We start from the raw sequence: 18,186 nt of genomic DNA, 5'->3' as shown, positions 1-18,186 counted from the left end.
ATCCTGAGGATGAGGAGAGATAGTCACGCATGGCGCAGCAAAATGGCAAGCCGAATTCGACTTGCCATTTGCTTGTCTTGTTCTTGACTCACTGTTTGAGCACGATGTTTTCGCAAAACCGCTTCACACTTTTCGCTAACGCGGCCCTTCGGGTCCGGATCGTGCTCTAAAGCGCCGGCTTTGCGGCGTCGCCGAGATAGCCGTGGAGGGAGGCGACGACCTGTGCGCCCTCGCCGATGGCGCCGCCGACGCGCTTGACCGAGCCGGAGCGGACGTCGCCGACGGCGTAGACGCCGGGCACGGAGGTCTCGAGCGGCGCCACCAGCTTGCCCTGGTTCTGCTCGGACTGCGCGCCCGTCACGACGAAGCCGCCGCGATCGAGCGTCACGCCGCAGCCGTCGAGCCAGCCGGTGGCGGGATCGGCGCCGACGAACAAAAAGAGATTTCGGATCTCGGCTTCATCCTCGTCGTCCGAGAGCCGGCTCTTCCAGCGGATGCGCCGCAACAGCGAGGTCTCGTCGCCCTCAAGCGCGGTGATCTCGGTGTTGAACATCAGTTCGATGTTCGGCGTCGCTTCGATGCGCTCGATGAGATAGCGCGACATGCTGGCCCCCAGGCCGCCGCCACGGATGATCATCAGCACGCGCTTCGCATGGCCCGACAGGAACACGGCCGCCTGCCCCGCCGAATTGCCGGCACCGACCAGCGCGACCTCTTCGCCGGCGCAGAGCCGCGCCTCGACCGGTGAGGCCCAGTACCAGACGCCGCGTCCCTCGAACTTGTCGAGGTTGGCGATGTCAGGCCGTCGGTAACGCGCACCGCTTGCGACCACCACCGCGCGCGAGCGCAAGGTGTCGCCGCAATCCAGCGCCAGTGCGAAGGTGCCGTGTGTGCGCGAGCAATCCAGCGATTTCACCGACATCGGAATCATGATCTCGGCGCCGAATTTCTGCGCCTGGGTGAAGGCGCGCCCCGCCAGCGCCTGGCCCGAGATGCCGGTCGGAAAGCCCAGATAGTTTTCGATGCGTGCGCTGGCGCCGGCCTGACCGCCGAACGCGCGGGTGTCGACGACGGCGACCGAGAGCCCCTCGGATGCCGCGTAGACCGCGGTTGCAAGCCCCGCCGGTCCGCAGCCGACGATCGCAACATCGTAGATGCGATCATCCTTGGCGCCGCCGATCATGCCGATGGCGCGGCCGAGCTCGGTCTCGCTGGGATTGCGCAGCACGGTGCCATCGGCGGTGACGACGAGCGGCCAATCCTCCGGCTTCGGCGAATAGCGCGTGATGATCTCGGCTGCATCATGCTCGCTGGCCGGGTCGAGCAGATGATGCGGCTGGCCGTTGCGGGTGAGGAAGCCTTGCAGGCGCACCACGCCGGCGGAGTTCGAGGGCCCGATCAGCACGGGCCCGCCGATGCCGCCCTGGATCAGATTGACCCGGCGCAGGATCAGCGCACGCATGATGCGCTCGCCAAGCTCGGCTTCGGCCACCAGCAGCGCACGCAACCGGTTCGGCGGAACGAGGAGCACCTCGACCTCGCCCTCGGCGCGTCCGTCGACCAGCGCCGGCCTGCCCGAGAGCTGGCCGAGCTCGGCCAGGAACTGGCCCGGCCCCTGATCGATCACCGGCGTGACATGGCCGAGCCCGTCGCGCTGGGTGATGGCGACGTGGCCCGCCAGCACCACGAACATGCCGGGACCCTGCTTGCCGGTCTCGAACAGCAGCTCGCCATCTTTATAGCGCCTGAGCTCGCCGAAATGGCGCAGGCGCTCGATCTCGGCAGGCGCCAGCGCCGGAAAGGTCTGCTCGGGACGCGTGAACCGCGCCATGAGCGCGTTCCTGTCGGTTCGTTGCACCTCTTCCTGCGCCATCATCATTCTCGCTCATTGCAAAATTGAGCCGCCTGGCTTTCCGGCGGCTCCCTCGTCGAGGGAATCATCATCGTTTCGCGCGGGCTCGGTGCCTGTGGCGCGTTCGCGCGCCTGCACCTTCCGCCGCTTCAGGTTTTCGCGCAGCGCCGACTTCAGCCGGTCGTCCCGGGACGTCTTCGCCTGCCGCGCGCGCTTGTCGTTCTCGTCAGCCATCACGGCTCCATTCGCGGGATCGGCGATAACATGCCCCATCAACGTGGCAGCTCAAGAGGCGCGCGCAATTCGATCGTGCGAAACTCCAAATGAAGAGAATCCGCCAAGTGGGCCAACTGGCCAGTTGGGCGGGGATATCGGAACCCGAATCGGCAAAAAGACGGTCGTTTCGCGCCAAGACGGGCATTTTGGCGCCGATATCGGCCCGATTTTCTCGTTTTGACGGGACCAGCAAGCTTGCACAGGAGGGGGGCTTGTGGCAGATATCGGCCCGCTTGGTAGGCCCCGTGGCGGCCGATTCTGATCCCAGCACATGCTGCCGTAGCTCAGTGGTAGAGCACTCCATTGGTAATGGAGAGGTCGACAGTTCAATCCTGTCTGGCAGCACCATTTATCTCAAATACTTAGGCTGTCTTCTGCTCGGTCGCATTCACGCGCCGGAAGCACATCGGAAGCACCGCCCAATCCTGCGATGCGGCCGGCGAGGCGACTTTAAAGCCGCCCCGCGCCCTACCGCCGACGGCTCAGTGCAACTGCAAGCGCGCCGCGGCCTCGGACTTTGCGTTCAGCATCTTTGTCGCCATCGGCAACGTCACTGCGGCGTCGACCTCGACCAGGTTGCCGGCCAAGGCGCGGAATTGGCCGGCCGCCTTGCCCTTCAACGGCGCAAGCATCGCAGCGGCGATCGCAGAACTCACCTGACACTGGATGCGCGCGTACGGCCCATCAATGCTCAAGAGGAGGTCGACCTTCCTCCGCGCGAGCTCGCGGCCGATTTCGGTTTCGCAAGGGGTGATAGTAGAGCGGAGAGCGAGAGACGAGCGCATAACGTTTTGCCTTTCGAGCAAGAGCCAAGATCCAGGGGCGAAATGACCGACGTTAGAACGGCCCCGCGCGCCTTTGGGCGTGCGCCTTGGACATACGCGCGCGGCCCCTGGACAATCTGGTGATGCCGACTAACCGGAAATGGCGTTCGGCTAACGTTTGGGCTTTCGACCCGGGATCAGGATGCGCTCTATTGGAAATTCAGCAACGAATGTTTTGTCGATAAAAGTCTAATACGTAAACCCGACAGCTTGGACGTTGATGTTTTAGCGCATTTGGCGATTTGCGCGCTTTTGTCGGATTTTGAAATCGCGCATCACCATACAGAAAACGGCTGTGCCGCAGGCACTTTTGTGACTCGAACATTTGAGTGACGTCAGCGACTTAGCTAAAATCAGTGCGCCGAATAGGAGCGCACATGAGGAAAAAGCGAGTGACGCCGTCGAAGGATCCCGCAGTGATCGCGCTACATCGCGTTATGACCTCGCGTAGCGATGCGCAGTATGACGCCGCAATAGCAGACCTCGAGACGTGCCCCGCGCTCACAGCCCAAGGCGTGCGCGCAAAGCGTAATCTGGAGCGTTCGCGCCAGGCAGCGCTTGAGCAAGGCGATCGCTTGACACCGGAGGGCCGCATCATGATGGGGCGATTGGCGGACACAATCGACGAAGGACTGGCACTGCTTACACGCGCCGGCCTGAGGACGCCTCGGCCTCGGCCGGTACCCACCCCCGGCCCGGCGCCCACCCCTAGGGGGGAGGCCTCGGCCCCGCGTCCAAAGTCCGCAAAGCCGCTCGACTAATTTTCGGATTCTTGAGAAGTTCAGGGCATAATTTTCAGTCGAGATTTTTAGATGCTCTCCTCAATGGAGTTATTGCTCCGATGCGCGGATTCCATTGGACAAAATTCAGATCTGAATTTCGATCGATAGTCTCGCCTCTTGCTCGAAGGCGAAAGCGGCAATTTGCGGACGCGGCAGCTAGCGCGAGCCGCTATGCGCTGGTCACGGCGCGGGATCTAGTCGGGCGTCAGCGCGCGGCGCTGGATGGCGCTTGGGATGCAATGGGATTTCGACTTGATGAGGAAGTCGTTCTCTCGATGGAGCTGCAGTTCCTGTGGGGCGTTTTCCACGAAGTCATTGCAAACGGTCCTGATCTTCCTACCAACGGATACGACCGAATTCTCCTTTGCATCATGTTGTTCTTGCATGAAGAGCGCGGCATGAGCCTCGATCGCGCGCGACTCTTTGCGATGTCCGCACAAACAATGTTCAATCAAGAAGATGAAGTGTTCGAGGCCATTGCGCACAGGGGGCGGCTGGCTTTCCGACACGGAAGTGATCAGCACTACGTCGAGATCGTCATGGCTTTGCGTAAGACTGGACTGAGGTGAGATTTTCACTTTCCAATAACCGCGTCTGAGTTACAATTCTTGCCACGGACGTCTACGCCGCTTCGCCGACGGCACCCACCGCGCAATCCCGCGCACTTCCTCTCACCCCGTCGGCGAAGCAATGTCATCAACGCGTTACGACCGTCAGTCTTCATTTGCACTTTTCAGCGCTGAAAATCCGACCTCCCAGCAGTCCGGCACCGATCTCGACGCGGAGTTCAACGCCGTCAAGCTGGCTATTGACGACACCCAGCAGAACCTGGCCCTCATTCAGGACGACGACGGCGTCCTGAAGCGCGGATCGGTCGGCAAGGCACAGTTCGACAGCAGCGTCTCGATCGGTTTCGCGGCCCCGACGCAGTGGGCGAGCGGTGTCCTCTACACCGCAAACGTCAATACCGTCTTCTACAACTCGATTTTCTACATCGCGAACACCACGCACACGTCGGGTGTCGCATTCGACCCCACCAAATGGGACGAGATCGCCGATTTCACCGCGGCGGCCGCCATTTCTGACGGTTCGATCACCTCGGCCAAGCTGGCCGATGGAGCCGTGGCCGGCAACAAGCTGGCCGATGGCGTCGTGGCGAACGCGAAGATCGCAACCGGCGCGGTGACGACCAACAAGATCGCCGATGGCAACGTGACTCCGATCAAACTCAGCTCGGACGTCGGCGCGGCACTGGTGAACAGTATCTTCCCGCCGGGGCTGGTACTTCCATACGCAGGCAGCGCCGCGCCGACCGGTTGGCTACTCTGCCAGGGTCAATCGTTGCTGCGCGCGGACTATCCGGGCCTGTTTGCCGCGCTGGGCACCATCTTCGGTTCTACCGACGGCACGCATTTCAACGTGCCTGATTTGCGGGGGCGTGTGCCGATCGGCGTGGACGGCGGAGCAAATCGCGTCACGACCGCTGGCGGGGGCATCGATGGCGCAACGCTCGGCGCTTCTGGGGGGCAGCAGAACCGCACGTTGCTGACGGCAAATCTGCCGCCTTACACGCCGGCCGGCACGATCACGAACGGTGCGATTTCCATCTCGTCCAACGCCATCACCGGCAGCACCACTACGGGCGGCGGCGGTTTCCCGGCCGGTAGCAACACGAGCGCAACGATTACCGCGACGCAGGGCGCATCGACGTTCACCGGCGCCGCTCAGGGCGGCTCGAGCACGCCGGTTCAGACGCTCCCGCCCGGGCTAGTCCTCAACTACATCATCAAGGCGCACTGAGGATGCCCCAGCTCATTGAATTCGAAGGGCGTCGTCACGAGTTTCCGGATGACTTCACACAAGCAGACATCCAGCGCGCTTTGAGATCGATGCCGCGCGTGCCACGCTCAGACGGCCCAATTCAGGTGCAGGCGTTTCAGCAGGTGCCGAGCTCGCCGAAGCTCGTGCCGGTGGATGATGATCCGTTTGCGTCGGCGGCAACTCGTGCGGATCAGTTCGATCAATTCGATCCTTCGGCCGCTCAGCCCAAGCTCGTGCCGGTCGATCACGATCCATTCGCGGCGCCCGCCAGTCCACGGCCGGTTACCGACCCCGCATTGCTGGCGCAGCTGGAAGGTTCCGCACCCGCAGCACCCGTGACGACGTCCTCCGGCCGCATCTACGTGTCACCGGCCAACGTCGAGCCGAAGCCGATCGAGCGCCCGGTGTCGATCCTGCCGAGCAGCGTCGGCGGCGCCGTTCGCGACTTTCAGGTCGGCGCGCAGGGCGTCGGCAAAGGGATTACCGACATCGTCACGGGCCCGTTTGACCTCGTGGCCGGCGCGCAGAATCTTGCTACCAGCGGCATCAACAAGCTGTTCGGCACCAATATCCCGTTGGCCACACCGGCGTCGAAGCTGGTCGAGAAGGCCGTCGATGCCAGCGGCATTCCGGTCATCGACCCCGCCACGATGTCGCGCAGCGAGAAGCTCGCCTACGACGCCAACCGGTTCGGCACCCAGGCCGTCGGGACCGGTGCCATGCTCGCACAGCGCGCCCCAAGCGTCGCGGCCGCGGCAACCCGCTCTGAGACGGTCCCAGAGCGAGTGTTGGACCACATGGCCAGGCCCTACACAGAAGCGCCGGCCCGTACGCTGGTCGGCGATACGATCGGTGGTGCGGGGGCCGGTGTCGCCGTCAACGCATCAGACAATTACGTTCCTGACGATGCGAGCGTCTTCGGGCACTATGTCGGGCATGGCCTCAAGGACGTCACGAACCTGCTTGCACCCTTGGCCGGAGCTTCCGGCGCGAATACTTTGCAGGCCGCCGTCGAAGGCCTCGGTGGCCTGATCCGCAATATCGCGTCGAAGACTTTCACGTCTGCGCCGGCGCCGATCCCGCTCAACCCGACCACCAAGGCACCGTACGGCAACGCCGACGTACACCGCGCCGCGGCAAAGCTCCAATCGGCCGCAACAGGCTCTCCGCGGGCTCTGGCCCAGGATATTCGCGAGAACGCGGCCGCGCTTGGTAAGCCCGAGGAGGGCGGAGTACCGCTCCAGCCCTCCGCCATGCCGACGTCGGGATTGCTCTCGCGCGACCCTGGCCTTATCGCAGCAGAGCAGGCCGCCCGCCTGAAATCGTCACCCGACTTCGTTAAGCGGGATCAAAGCGTCAAGGCTGCCGCCGCCGAGCGCGTAGAAGCAATGCGCGATCCGGACGCGGAGTTGGGCGCGGTCATGCGCCGCGCGGCTGAATCGCGGGCGGAGCGGGTCAATGCGGCCGAACGCGAAGTCCTGCAGCGTGAGGATGCAGTCAACTCGCTCGATCAGATCCGGCGCGACCAGGGGCTGCCTCTTGGCGCTGTAGCCAACAGCGAGGCGAAGGCCAGCGCATCCCGCCGGCTCGACCGAGCACTCGTAGAGCAGACCTATCTTCCGGCCCGGGCTGAGAAGAACCGTCTCTTCGACACCGCGCCGGGGCGCAATCAGGAGCTTCCGGCGGATGATGTGTTTGGAGCAATTGATAGGATCCGCGCTGGCGCGAATAACTTGGCGCCCGGCACACTGCCCGAAGACTTCATGCGCCGGCTGAACGCACTGCGGCCTCAGCTGGTCGAACACCCGTCAGAAAGCGGCCAGATGGTGAATGTGGGCGGCCCGGGCACGGCGCTCGGCGGCGATCTGGCCGACCTCCGCAAATTCATCGGTCCGGCTCAGCAGCAAGCACAAGCCCGCGGTAACTTCGATCTTGCCGACAACCTCGGCCGGCTCCGCACGGCCATCAATCGCACTATCGAAGGCGCTCCGGGCTACGCCGAAGCCAACGCCAACTACCAGCAGTTTGCCGACCGGTTCCGCCCCGAGACGAACGATGCGATGGCCAAATTCACCAGGGCGATCGATCGCGGCGGTCAGAACGCCGACGGCGAGCTCAATCGCGGCGCCACCCCGCCGAGCGAGACGGCAGGCCGCTTCCTGAACAGCGCCGAGAATGCTGCGACTTTGCCACGTGCGCTGCAAGGCTCGCCGGCGATGACAGCTGCCGAGACAGCGCTGCGTGACCATTACCGATCGAGCTTGGCTATGTCCGCGCTGAACCCAGACGGGACGATCAATCCAATCCGAGCGTCGGCGTGGGCAAACAGCCACGCGGAGATCCTGGCGCAGTTCCCGGCCATCCGGCGGGAGTTCGATGACATCATCGCTCAAGCACGTCGTGGCGAGCAGCTCTCGACACAGGCGCGCGCGGATCTGGAGGCCGCCCGAAGTGCGCGGAAGGCCACCGAAGCCGAAGTCGACCGATCGGTGGTCGGCACTTTGATCCGGGAAGACCCGCGCGACGCCGCGTCAAGTATCCTCAACGACAAGTACGGCGGGCCGAAGAGACTCGACGAGATTAACGCATTAGTTCGTCACGACGAGCAGGCAACTCGCGGCTGGAAGGCGGCTGTATCGGAGGTACTCGCAGACAAGGTGCAGGGCACTCGACAGGTGGGCGAATCGCTCGAGGTCCAATTCGCGCGGCTCGCGAAAGAGTTCAAGGACAACGAGGCTTTGCTGGCTAAGGTGTTCTCGCCCGAGGAAATGAACAACCTCCGGCAAGCGCACAAAATCCTGTCGTATTTCAAGGAGGCCGAAAAACGCGCGACCGTTGGCAGCGACACCGCGGAAAAGATCGGCATTCCTACCACCGTGCAACTCGCCTTTCGACACATCTACGGCGATCTGAAGGGCGGCGGCGTCATCAAGCGCATGAAGCTCCTCATGGAGATGCTGCCGTCGGGGCGGCAGAACGCGGACGAGATCGTCAACGCAGCGTGGTTCGATCCGAACTTGGCTGCCTATCTACTTGAGCGGCCGGTCAAGAACTACAACGTGCCTCGATACAACATCGACTTGCGGCGGCTCATCGCGGCCGCGAACGCGTCGCGTGACCAGTAATGGGAGAGGAAAGCAATGGTGGCCTTGGTAGCGTCGACTGAATTGACCGATCAGCAACGCGAACTCGTTCGTTGCATCGTGATTGAGGGGCGCCCGCCGGAGGAGGCAGCGGTGATGGCCGGCTATCACCCGAAGTCGGTCTACAGGGCCTTGCGCCTGCCGGCGGTTGCGGAGGCCATCTCGGCGTCGATCCAGCTTGACCTCGCGGCCGTTGGCGCGCCGCTCGCTTACCGAGTCGCCAAGTCGCTCCTCCAGGACGAACGCGTCAGCGCGCGCGTCCGCGCGGACCTGTCGATGAAGGTGCTCGACCGGGCGGGCCATATCGCACCGACGAAAAAGGAGCTCGCGCCCCAGCGAAAGTCGTTGTCAGAGATGTCCCGCGACGAGCTGGCGGCGTTCATCGAAACAAACCAGGCGCAGATCGACACGATAGAGGGCGAACTGGCGTCGAGGGCGACGGATGTGTCGCCACAGGCGTCGACAGAGCCGGCCTTCCTGGGCTAGAGCGCGCTGGACATGTAAGCTGTGGCCCGTGGCGCACGTAGGGCTATGCCCGTGGCTGGGGATGGCCGTGCTGAAAGGCCATCATTCTATCGGCCCGAAGCGCAGATTGCACTTTCCGCGGCCGGAACTTCTGCTAGAATCAACTATTCCTTCACGAGATGCCTCGTGGGGGCGCCGGGGATGTCCGTGAAACGCGTCATGAAACCTACCGCAACGGAACTATCCGTGCTGACTCGATTCTTCTCGGCTGCCGTATTCCGCGAGATGGCGAAGAAGGGGCGGTCAGCATTGTTGGGCCGGTTGCTTGGGCAGACAGAGGTCGCCGACAAGTGTGGCCGACGAGCAACTGTGGCGGATGCTTTTGACGCGGCCTTCGCAGTCTTACAGAAAGCCGGCCAGAGGGATGAGTACATTTACAGGGCGGCGCTCGCCCACAAAATCCTGATGGGCAGGCACTCGCTGCGCACCGCCTCGTTGCTCAGCGAGTTTCGGGCCGGCGTCTGCAAGGCGGACATCGTCATTCTCAACGGCACCGCGACCGTCTACGAGATTAAGTCCGAGCGGGACTCGCTTGCGAGGCTGGCCAATCAAGTCGAGAATTACAAGCGCGTGTTCGCCTCAGTGAACGTGATCGCCAGCGAAGGGCATGTCCCAGGCGTACTCACCGTGGTGCCCGAAGACGTTGGCGTGATGTGCCTTTCGAAAAGCCAACGGATTTCAACCGTGCGAAATGCGATCGATTCTCCAGAGCGAATTTGTCCAGTGACGGTATTCGAGTCCTTGCGGAGCGCCGAGGCCGCCGCGATCCTAAAGGCGTTGGACGTGCCGGTGTCCGAAGTGCCGAATACGCAACGTCATGCGACGATGAGAAAACTGTTCGAGTCTCTCAAGCCGGCCGAGCTTCACGGCGAGATGGTGCGTACACTTAAGCGCACCCGCAATCTCGCGCCCCTCACCCGGCTTGTTGATCAGTTGCCACGCTCGTTACAGGCCGCAGCACTGTCAATCCCGGTGCGCCGAGCCGATCACGACCGGCTCGTGGGAGCTGTCGGCACGCCGCTCCACGTTGCAAAGGCGTGGGCGTAACGCCGGATGTACCACCCATATTTTCGCGGCAAGCAATTCGAACTGATCGCGGTCCGTGAGACCGCGCCATTGCTCGCCGAAAAGAGGTTTGTGCCGGTCATCGAGCCGGTGCGCGAAGCGCTTGGAGGACTTGGGCGGACGCTGAAAGCGATTTGCGAAGCGGGCGGCCGCGCGATCGTGATCGTGAATCCCTATCACGGCGATCATCAGGAAGACGGTGCGAGCATCAGCGAGCTACTGCAGAAGGAGTATATCGGTAACGAGGCGATCGCCGCCGGCATCCTGCTTCGTAGTGACATGACGGCGGGCGAGGCAACCGCCTGTTATTTTGAACATGCCAATCACAATCCCGTGCTGGTGCACGCTGGTTTTTCGGCGCCAAAGGAGCTAGCCGCCGAGCTTGCCGACCACATGGCCGGCATGACCAACGTGTTTGTCGAAAATCAGGACAAGCTTCTCTATCGTAAGCATTTCGAAAAGAGCAAACGCATCCTCGTGCGCGATGGTTTTAAACGCCAGCGCAACGCCGACTATCCAGCGGTTGAAGAATTTTCGGACCTTCACGTCACTTTCCGGGATCGCGGCATGGATGGGTTCGGCGATTTCCTGATGGTCGGCGACGTCTATAGCGAGAGCGGCGGCCCAGCCTATGCGGTCGCGATCCATTTGACCTTCATCGATCCTGGCAAGGACGATGTTATGTATGTTTATCATTTCGTTTCTGACACGAAGGACACGCCGACAGACCCCGCCGGCAAATTCGCCCAGGCGTTGGCGAAGCTCATCAAGAAACTCGACAGTGGTACATCCAATCTGCTCGAAACCAACGCTATCAAGGAATTCCGCGAGCTCCACGCGAAGGGGCATTTTCCGGGGCTCGGTTACGTGAAAAAGCTCTCGATGAAGCACCACATCGAGACGCTGGCTGCCTATCCGCTCTGAGCCGGCTATGGCAAAGAAATATTGTTGCCCCGAATGTTTTGACGATCGCGGCCTGCGCGATGACATCTTCCCCTCGCTTGATCCACAGATGGGTACTTGCAGCTTCTGCGGGACCGCGAATGTGCCGCTAGTCGAACCGGGCCGGCTCGCGACGTGGTTCGAATTACTCGCGAATGTCTACGAGCCCAACAGTGATGGCAAGTCGCTCGTCGAATGGATGAAGGACGATTGGCAGCTCTTCAGCCATCCGGGGATGGACATCGCCCATGCCAAGGAACTGCTCGGCGAGATTCTCGACGACGGCGACGTTGTGCGCAAACCCTTCGCGCCGTCACCAAGCTATATCAGCGAAGGGCTCGCGAAATGGGAAACGCTGCGCGACGAGATGATGTACCGGAACCGCTGGTTCTTGGACATGTCCATAGACGAAGCGCGGCTTCGCCAGCTTCTCGATATGCTCCTCGCGCCCGACATACCGCGCAAATGGTACAGGGCGCGCATCCGGACGGACGACGAGAACTTCCCAATCGACAAGATGGGCGCGCCGCCGAAGCGACGTGCATCACACGGCCGCGCGAATCCTGCTGGCATTCCCTATCTCTACCTCGGCTCTCTGCCTGAGACTGCGGCGGCCGAGGTTAGGCCGCATACTGGCGAGGTAGCATGCGTCGCCGACTTCACCATTCCAGAAATCCAAGCGGTCGATCTGCGCAACCCGCGTAAACTCGTCTCACCGTTCATTCTCACCGATGCCAGCGAGATTGGCCAACTACGTGCCGACTTGCCGTTCCTTGAGCGACTTGGCGAGGAATTGACGCGCCCGGTGCTGCCGCAGGGAGCCGCGATCGACTATATCCCTAGCCAGTATCTCTGTGAGTTCATCAAAAAGAGCGGGTTTGATGGGGTGGTGTATCGCAGCTCGGTAAGCGACGGCATCAACCTCGCCCTTTTCGATCCGAACAAGGCGACAGGCGGAACGGTGGCGCCCTACAATATCGCGCGGGTCCATGTGGACGTTGAGCCGGGTTAACGTTGAGGCGCCTGGCAATATCGGCGAGCCCCTGCGGACCCTCTACCGGGTTGCCGGCGCGGATAGCGAATGCGGAGCTGCTGAAGTGCTGAAACCGCATCAAATATCAGCCGTCTAGATCTTTCGCTTCAACGGGGGCAGCGCCGGCTTCGGCGGCCGCTTCTTTGGATCTTTCCAATTGAAGTGCCCGCGGGTCGGTAGCGGGATCAGCAAGCGCTTGCAAAGCTCTCGGAGGGCAAACTCAGAGATCCCGAGATCCGCGGCCGCTCGAATCAGGGTTTTGCTCCAAACAAGATCACGTAGCTCAGCCTTGGACATGTCTCTGCGCAGTAGGCGTTTCCCAACTGATATCTTTCGGCTCTTGCGTGGGCGCTTGATGCCGTGTTTCCGCTCGAATACCTTGGTGGCTTCTGCTTCGAGTCTCGCCCGCCGGCGAGCCAATCGCGCGGGGTCGGGATACGGACCCGGAGCACACGCCCTCTTCAGCTTGAAGTATCGTCGTGCCCAGGATTGCTGCTCCTCGTCGTCGAACGGATAGAACGGCACATCCGGAGGGACCCATCCGATGTGACCTGGAAGGAAGCCCGGCCTGTTCAGAACGAAATCCCAACCGATAGCACAGCCCATTCGCGTGTGGTGATAGTCAGTCGCTAGGGCATCGATCGTTACCGCACAATACATCGGATCGCTGCCTCGGCGCGCGACCGGAGCGACCATGCCGATGTTGAGGAGCTCCTCGAGCTCCGACGAACGGATCCTCAATCGTTTGAGCACCTGATGTTCGTGGTAAAGCGGCGGTTCTGACACGGATGCTTCCTCAATCTTCGGAGGAGCGGGCCACGGTCAAACGCTGTCTGTCAAATTGTGGGAGTTGCGAACTTATCGGGGCAGAAAGAGTTCTGGTGCGTCAATGCGGCGATTAGGTCGTCGGGTTTGTCAGACTATAGCGTTAAGCCGGCTCTCGCGAATCAGACTCCCGAAAGGCGCACGTGTGACGTCACGTTCGGAGCCGCAAAAGATATGGTCCAAAGCTACGCAACCTCGTTTGGAGTAAGACGATGATCCGCGCAGGCGCCGATCTCGGCATCACCGAGACCGCCCTCCGCAATCTCTGCAAGCAAAATATGTGATCCCGATGCCGACCCGCGGGCACTTCAATCATAAGGATCCGAAGAAGCGACCGCCGAAACCGGCGCTGCCGCCACTCTTGCGAGCAACCCGATGCCGAGACGATTGATGTTTCGGCGCGGCGGAAGGGGTGTCCGCCTTACCAAATCGGTAAGGCTACTGTTTTCGCTTGATCTTGGTCTTCTCCACGATATACCCCACGTCAACGATGCTAGACGGGGATCGGCAGATTATCGCCCCGTAGAAACTCCCGCTCCGCGCTCAGCCAGAATTCTAGGTCCCTGCCCCCTGGCCGCCCCGCGCTCTGCCACAGCTCATAGGCTCGCCTTCTGATCGTTTCTTCGCGGGCCGCCGCTTGCAGTGTGCGCAACCTGTCCCCAATCTCCTGCGCGAACGCCTCAAGACGCTCCACGGTCTCTCTATCGGTAATGAGCCGCACAGCCCTATGCGCCAAGTCGAGCTGATGCTCAAGGCGTCGAAGTTCGGGCAGATATTCCATAACGCACTCTGTACGCAGGATGCGGTTGTCAACCTTCTTGGGCGCTTCGCGGTCAGAACGCCTTGGAACGGGGCCGTTTTCTATTGCCAACAAACACGAATGACCCCGGGTGGTTCCAGGCCCAACCAAACACGCGGACGGGAAAGGGGCTGGAGCCTTTAAGATTTTGAGCGATGGCTGCCCACAAGTCTATTCGACGGCCTGCCCTCCCCGTCGCACAGTATGCTAGACGCACCGGTTCGCGAAACTGCTGAGCTTGTCGCGCGCACAGCGTCGGCGAGCGTTCAACCGCAGTCCAACGTTCAGACGGCAGCGCTGATGATACCCGCAGCTGCGACAAACGCCGCACCCGTAGAGCCCTCTCCAACTGCTGTGAAACGAACCACCTCCGAGCGCGAACGCATCATGGCACGCGTGCAAGGCTTCCGAGCGCATCAAGAACGGGTTCGGCGCGAGCGTGAGGACTTTTATTCCCGCACGGTGCAGCGGGCTCGCGATGTTGCCAACGGGCACTCCCAGGGCACCGCCTAAACCTCGGGTACAAAGAGGGCCGCCCTTTCCTTCTTTCGACTTGGCGAAGGCGGCAACTGGATGGACGGACGGCCCTATGACAGGCCGTCCGCCGACGTGGACTGAAGTTGTGGACTGAAGTTGAAGATGGCCGAGCGGTCTCCCGACGACGCAAGGCGGTCAGCTACGATCTTTGCGTATGATATGGAGTGGCTCAGATCGTCACTGGCCTTCGAACATCTTTGTTTTGCCTATAACCTCCACTGCCACTTCCGCATTCTTCACCGGAACAGCTTTGAGCACTACTGCGCTAACGGTTGCCGTGCCGCGCACATGTCCATCTTTTGCGTCAAGGTGCCAGTTAATATTAGCACACGCTTCGCGATCCATGTACGTGCGCGCACCGGTTTCGATTAGTCTTGCCCGCTCTTGAATGTCAGCATCCAATTTAACGTCCAACGACCTGGGTACTATGACTGCGTCTTGCTCGTCATTGGGCAGTGTGATGCACATGGTCTTAGGGTAAGAGTTCCCACCCCCATAAACCTCGTGGGTCTCGGCCACTTTTCTCAACTGCTTCTCTAACGTTTTCGCGGGGAATGCGGGTAGAGTAATTGTCGGATATGGTTGGTTATCCACGTGTACGCTTAGTTCAACAGGCTTGTACATGCTGGCTCGCTTTATCGGAAAGGAGTCGGCCGATGGTGATTTAATTCTCGATGGCGCACCTTTGGCGCTTGAGTTCAATAAGACAACGTGAAACGGCACGGTATTCACTGTGTAGCTCGGCCTCCACGTATATTCCAAGATGAATTCGTCACTGCTCGTGGCCGCATCTGACAGCTTCACAATGAGGTTTGCGTTCAGGTGCTGAAGGCACTCTACGTACGCCCTAACGCCAAAGTCATCCAATGTCGATGTCAGCAGTGTTTCTTGGTCGCGCTGAGACCACTTCAGGTCCAGCATGTGCTCAAGAGTCGTAGTGAGACTGTGCGCCTCGCCGTATGTGAACTTTCCGTAGTCTAGTATTTCCAAATCGGCCTTGTCGGAGTCCTTCCGATCCTCCCGACTTGCCACGCGCTCAATGTAAGCCAAGTTGGTCAGCAGGTCCTTCGTGTAATACAAGTTCTGCTTAAACTGGGATATGTCGCAAGTCTGCGCAGATGCGTTTGAATTTACGAGCGATGCCGCGCATACCGAGAGGGTTACCAAAAAGCATCTCATGACACTTCCTCCGTACTGGCGAGTGGACGGAGCTTAATGCAATCTCGCACACAATTTAAGGTATGAATAAGCGGTACTGGGTCAAATCTGCTTACGTGCCTAAACGTCCAGCGCCTCCGCTCCGAAACGATACCGCAAGCTGTCCTCGGCCCGGCAAAGCATCAATGCCCCACAGCCGAATGCGCGTGCCGGGGATTTCGAGCGTGTCGCCGTCAAGGATGCGGGTTAGGCCTGCTAGCTCGCACGACAGCGCCAGGCCGCTAACTCCTAAAAGCAGCAAGCCAGCAAGTGCGAGACGAACAATTCACACATCAGGCTGCTTAGCCATCACTCTTTTTGCTCAGACGTGTCATCGGTGTAGTGACTGAACGCCTCCGAGCCGAACATCGCGACATCCCGCTGCATCGCTCGAAACAGGCCCGACTGAAAAAAGCGCTCGTGTCCGCGCGAAGCTGTCTGCAATCTTTTGTTGCTGAGTGGGGGATATTGATTCCAGTACGCGTCTGACGAGCATCGCTCTACCGTTCAGATAATCCCATAGCGCTCGGCACAGTGATATTGTGCGGCTGAAACGTGCCCGTCCGGTGAAGACCGCGGCTGAGGCGAGCGGGAACCAGCTGACGGATGGACGAGGCTTGGCCGGATCGCCATATTGGCTGGATGCGGCGAGGTGTGAAGGCCATGCGGCTGCGTCGGGTGCAATCGTCGAGCATTGAGGCTGCAGGGTATGACCTGAAGCGGCGGATGTTGCGCATACGTTATATCCGCGGTTCGACCTACGATTACCAGGCTGTCCCGGCGAAGGTGTTCAAGAACCTCCTTGCAGCGGAGTCCAAGGGACGGTTCGTCAATTGGTCGATCAAGCCGTACTATCGGTACACGCGGGTTAACTGATCGGCGATGATCAGATCAGCTGCGGCGATGCGGTGAGCGCAGCTTTCCAGTTCCAGGGCAGCAGTTGATCGAGACGTTGAACGTTGTGATCGTTGATGCGAGCGAGCACATCGGCGAGCCAGGCTTGCGGATCGATGTCGTTGAGCTTTGCCGTCATGATCAGCGTCGCCATGATGGCGGCGCGGTCAGCGCCGCGTTCCGAGCCGGCAAACAGCCAGGACTTGCGGCCCAGGGCAAAGCCGCGCAGCGCGCGCTCCGCCGCATTGTTTGTCAGGCAGATCCGCCCGTCATCGATGAAGCGAGCAAACCGGTCCCAGCGGCGCAGCATGTAGTCGATTGGCTTGGCAACTGCAGACGAGTTCGACAGCCGGGCGCGCTGCTCGCGCAGCCATGCTTCCAATGCCGTCAAAGGCGGAGCGCTTTGCTCCTTGCGCATGCGCAGACGCTGTTCGGCGCTTTGGCCGTTGATGCCGCGCTCAATATCGAACAGCGCATCGATGCGCTTGACCGCCTCCAGGGCAATCGGCGAGATCGCTGCGGCATTCCTGTCGCGCCTCGCGTTGGCCGCGATGTCCGCCAGCTCGAAGAACTGCCGCCGGGCGTGGGCCCAACAGAGTGCGGACGTGATCGGTCCCTGCGCGCGGGAGGCGTCATACAGCTCGTTGTAGCCGCTATAGGCGTCGGCCTGCAGGATACCGGAGAAGCTTTGGAGATGCCGTGTGGGATGCTCCTGCCGTCGGTCGCGCGAGGCGTAGTAGAGCGCACCCGGCGGCGCCCGCCCGCCAAACGGTCGATCATCGCGAACGTAGGTCCAGATATGTCCCTTGACCGTCTGGCCCTTGGCCAGGATCGGCACCGTGGTGTCATCGCCATGCAGCCGCTCGGCGGAGAGGACGTGACGCTCGATCAGCCGATAAAGCGGCTGCAGGGCCGCCGCACAGGCGCCGACCTGATCGGCCAATGTCGACAGGCTCAGATCGATGCCCTCCCGGGCGTAGCGCTCGCTCTGCCGGTTCAAGGGCTGATGCTGGCCGAACTTCTCGAACAGGATCATGGCCAGCAGGTTCGGCCCGGCAAAGCCGCGCGGCGTCACGTGGAAGGGGGCTGGCGGCTGGGTGATCGTCTCGCAGTCCCGGCATGAGAACTTTTCGCGCACCGTCTGGATCACCTTCCACTGCCGGGGAATGACCTCCAGCGTCTCGGTGATATCTTCGCCCAGCTTTGATAGCTTCGATGAGCCGCAGCAAGGGCAGCTCTGCGGTGTGGCGACTACGACACGCTCGCGCGGCAAATGGTCGGGGAACGGTTTGCGCGACGGCCGCTTGCGCTGGAAGGATTGTACCGTCTGCGCCTTGGCTGCCGCCCTCTCGGCTGCCAGCTCGTCTTCGGTTGCGGTTGCTTCCAGCTCTTCGAGCTCAAGCTCCATCTGCTCCAGAAGCCGTGCCTTGCGCTCCGAGCGGCTGCCGTAAATCTGGCGACGCAGCTTCTCGATCTCGAGCTTGAGGTAACTGATCAGTGCCTCGGCCGCCTTCGCATTGGCCGCTTCCGCTTTTGCGTTCGCCGCAACCGCCTCCGCTTCCAGCCGCGCGGCGCGCTCCGCCAGGATCATCGCATGCGCGGCGGCAAGATCGGTGGGGAGCGATTCAGATGTGGTCACGAGGATGATGGAATCACATCCACCACGATCCG

The 18,186-nt window shown here is 61.3% G+C and carries 15 protein-coding genes and 1 tRNA gene; 9 read left to right on the top strand and 7 right to left on the bottom strand.

The annotated features are described in order from the left end of the window. Positions 1-166: 166 nt before the first annotated feature. Both ACVWY3_RS33365 and ACVWY3_RS33360 read right to left on the bottom strand, forming a co-directional pair. The gene (locus tag ACVWY3_RS33365; protein WP_456843521.1) at positions 167-1,873 is read right to left on the bottom strand and encodes an FAD-dependent oxidoreductase; all 1,707 of its coding nucleotides are present in this window, start codon (positions 1,871-1,873) and stop codon (positions 167-169) included. 12 nt (positions 1,874-1,885) lie between these two features. After that, positions 1,886-2,086 carry a hypothetical protein gene (locus ACVWY3_RS33360; RefSeq protein WP_456842245.1) on the bottom strand — a complete coding sequence of 67 codons (201 nt, stop codon included), beginning with the start codon at positions 2,084-2,086 and terminating at the stop codon, positions 1,886-1,888. Between the two features lie 315 nt (positions 2,087-2,401). Here ACVWY3_RS33360 and ACVWY3_RS33355 point away from each other — a divergent pair. Then, a tRNA-Thr gene (locus ACVWY3_RS33355) sits at positions 2,402-2,476 on the top strand. A gap of 134 nt (positions 2,477-2,610) precedes the next feature. Here the strand turns inward: ACVWY3_RS33355 and ACVWY3_RS33350 are convergent. Further along, positions 2,611-2,784: a hypothetical protein gene (locus ACVWY3_RS33350; RefSeq protein WP_456842244.1), complete on the bottom strand. Its 174-nt coding sequence runs from the start codon at positions 2,782-2,784 to the stop codon at positions 2,611-2,613. 1,009 nt (positions 2,785-3,793) lie between these two features. On the opposite strand from ACVWY3_RS33350, the gene ACVWY3_RS33345 reads away from it, so the two are divergent. The 7 genes from ACVWY3_RS33345 (at position 3,794) to ACVWY3_RS33315 (ending at position 12,242) form a co-directional block, all read left to right on the top strand. Further along, entirely contained in the window at positions 3,794-4,303 is a 510-nt protein-coding gene (locus ACVWY3_RS33345) for a hypothetical protein (protein WP_456842243.1), read from the top strand. Between the two features lie 121 nt (positions 4,304-4,424). After that, the gene (locus ACVWY3_RS33340) at positions 4,425-5,534 is read left to right on the top strand and encodes a phage tail protein (protein ID WP_456842242.1); all 1,110 of its coding nucleotides are present in this window, start codon (positions 4,425-4,427) and stop codon (positions 5,532-5,534) included. A gap of 2 nt (positions 5,535-5,536) precedes the next feature. Beyond that, positions 5,537-8,680, top strand: a complete 3,144-nt coding sequence (locus ACVWY3_RS33335) for a hypothetical protein (RefSeq protein WP_456842241.1) — start codon at positions 5,537-5,539, stop codon at positions 8,678-8,680. 15 nt (positions 8,681-8,695) lie between these two features. After that, complete coding sequence (locus ACVWY3_RS33330) at positions 8,696-9,184, top strand: hypothetical protein (protein ID WP_456842240.1); 489 nt, start codon at positions 8,696-8,698, stop codon at positions 9,182-9,184. Between the two features lie 198 nt (positions 9,185-9,382). Continuing rightward, positions 9,383-10,270, top strand: coding sequence for a sce7726 family protein (locus tag ACVWY3_RS33325; RefSeq protein ID WP_456842239.1), 888 nt, complete (start codon positions 9,383-9,385; stop codon positions 10,268-10,270). 6 nt (positions 10,271-10,276) lie between these two features. Then, positions 10,277-11,212, top strand: a complete 936-nt coding sequence (locus ACVWY3_RS33320; protein WP_456842238.1) for a sce7725 family protein — start codon at positions 10,277-10,279, stop codon at positions 11,210-11,212. Positions 11,213-11,219: 7 nt separating this feature from the next. Beyond that, on the top strand, positions 11,220-12,242 hold the full coding sequence (locus tag ACVWY3_RS33315) for an RES family NAD+ phosphorylase (protein ID WP_456842237.1): 1,023 nt from the start codon (positions 11,220-11,222) through the stop codon (positions 12,240-12,242). 114 nt (positions 12,243-12,356) lie between these two features. Here ACVWY3_RS33315 and ACVWY3_RS33310 read toward each other — a convergent pair whose 3' ends face one another. The 3 genes from ACVWY3_RS33310 to ACVWY3_RS33300 form a co-directional block, all read right to left on the bottom strand. Beyond that, on the bottom strand, positions 12,357-13,049 hold the full coding sequence (locus tag ACVWY3_RS33310; RefSeq protein WP_456842236.1) for a hypothetical protein: 693 nt from the start codon (positions 13,047-13,049) through the stop codon (positions 12,357-12,359). A 532-nt stretch (positions 13,050-13,581) separates the two neighbouring features. Then, positions 13,582-13,869, bottom strand: coding sequence for a DUF2934 domain-containing protein (locus ACVWY3_RS33305; RefSeq protein ID WP_456842235.1), 288 nt, complete (start codon positions 13,867-13,869; stop codon positions 13,582-13,584). A gap of 732 nt (positions 13,870-14,601) precedes the next feature. Continuing rightward, the gene (locus tag ACVWY3_RS33300; protein ID WP_456842234.1) at positions 14,602-15,504 is read right to left on the bottom strand and encodes a hypothetical protein; all 903 of its coding nucleotides are present in this window, start codon (positions 15,502-15,504) and stop codon (positions 14,602-14,604) included. A 723-nt stretch (positions 15,505-16,227) separates the two neighbouring features. Here ACVWY3_RS33300 and ACVWY3_RS33295 point away from each other — a divergent pair. Beyond that, positions 16,228-16,497, top strand: a complete 270-nt coding sequence (locus ACVWY3_RS33295; RefSeq protein WP_456836900.1) for a KTSC domain-containing protein — start codon at positions 16,228-16,230, stop codon at positions 16,495-16,497. Positions 16,498-16,507: 10 nt separating this feature from the next. Here ACVWY3_RS33295 and tnpC read toward each other — a convergent pair whose 3' ends face one another. Beyond that, on the bottom strand, positions 16,508-18,106 hold the full coding sequence (gene tnpC / locus ACVWY3_RS33290; protein ID WP_456843261.1) for an IS66 family transposase: 1,599 nt from the start codon (positions 18,104-18,106) through the stop codon (positions 16,508-16,510). Positions 18,107-18,186: the final 80 nt, after the last annotated feature.

The organism is Bradyrhizobium sp. USDA 4486, from assembly GCF_054057995.1.
The sequence above is the reverse complement of the archived record's forward strand: the minus strand, read 5'-3'. Positions and strand labels throughout refer to the sequence as shown.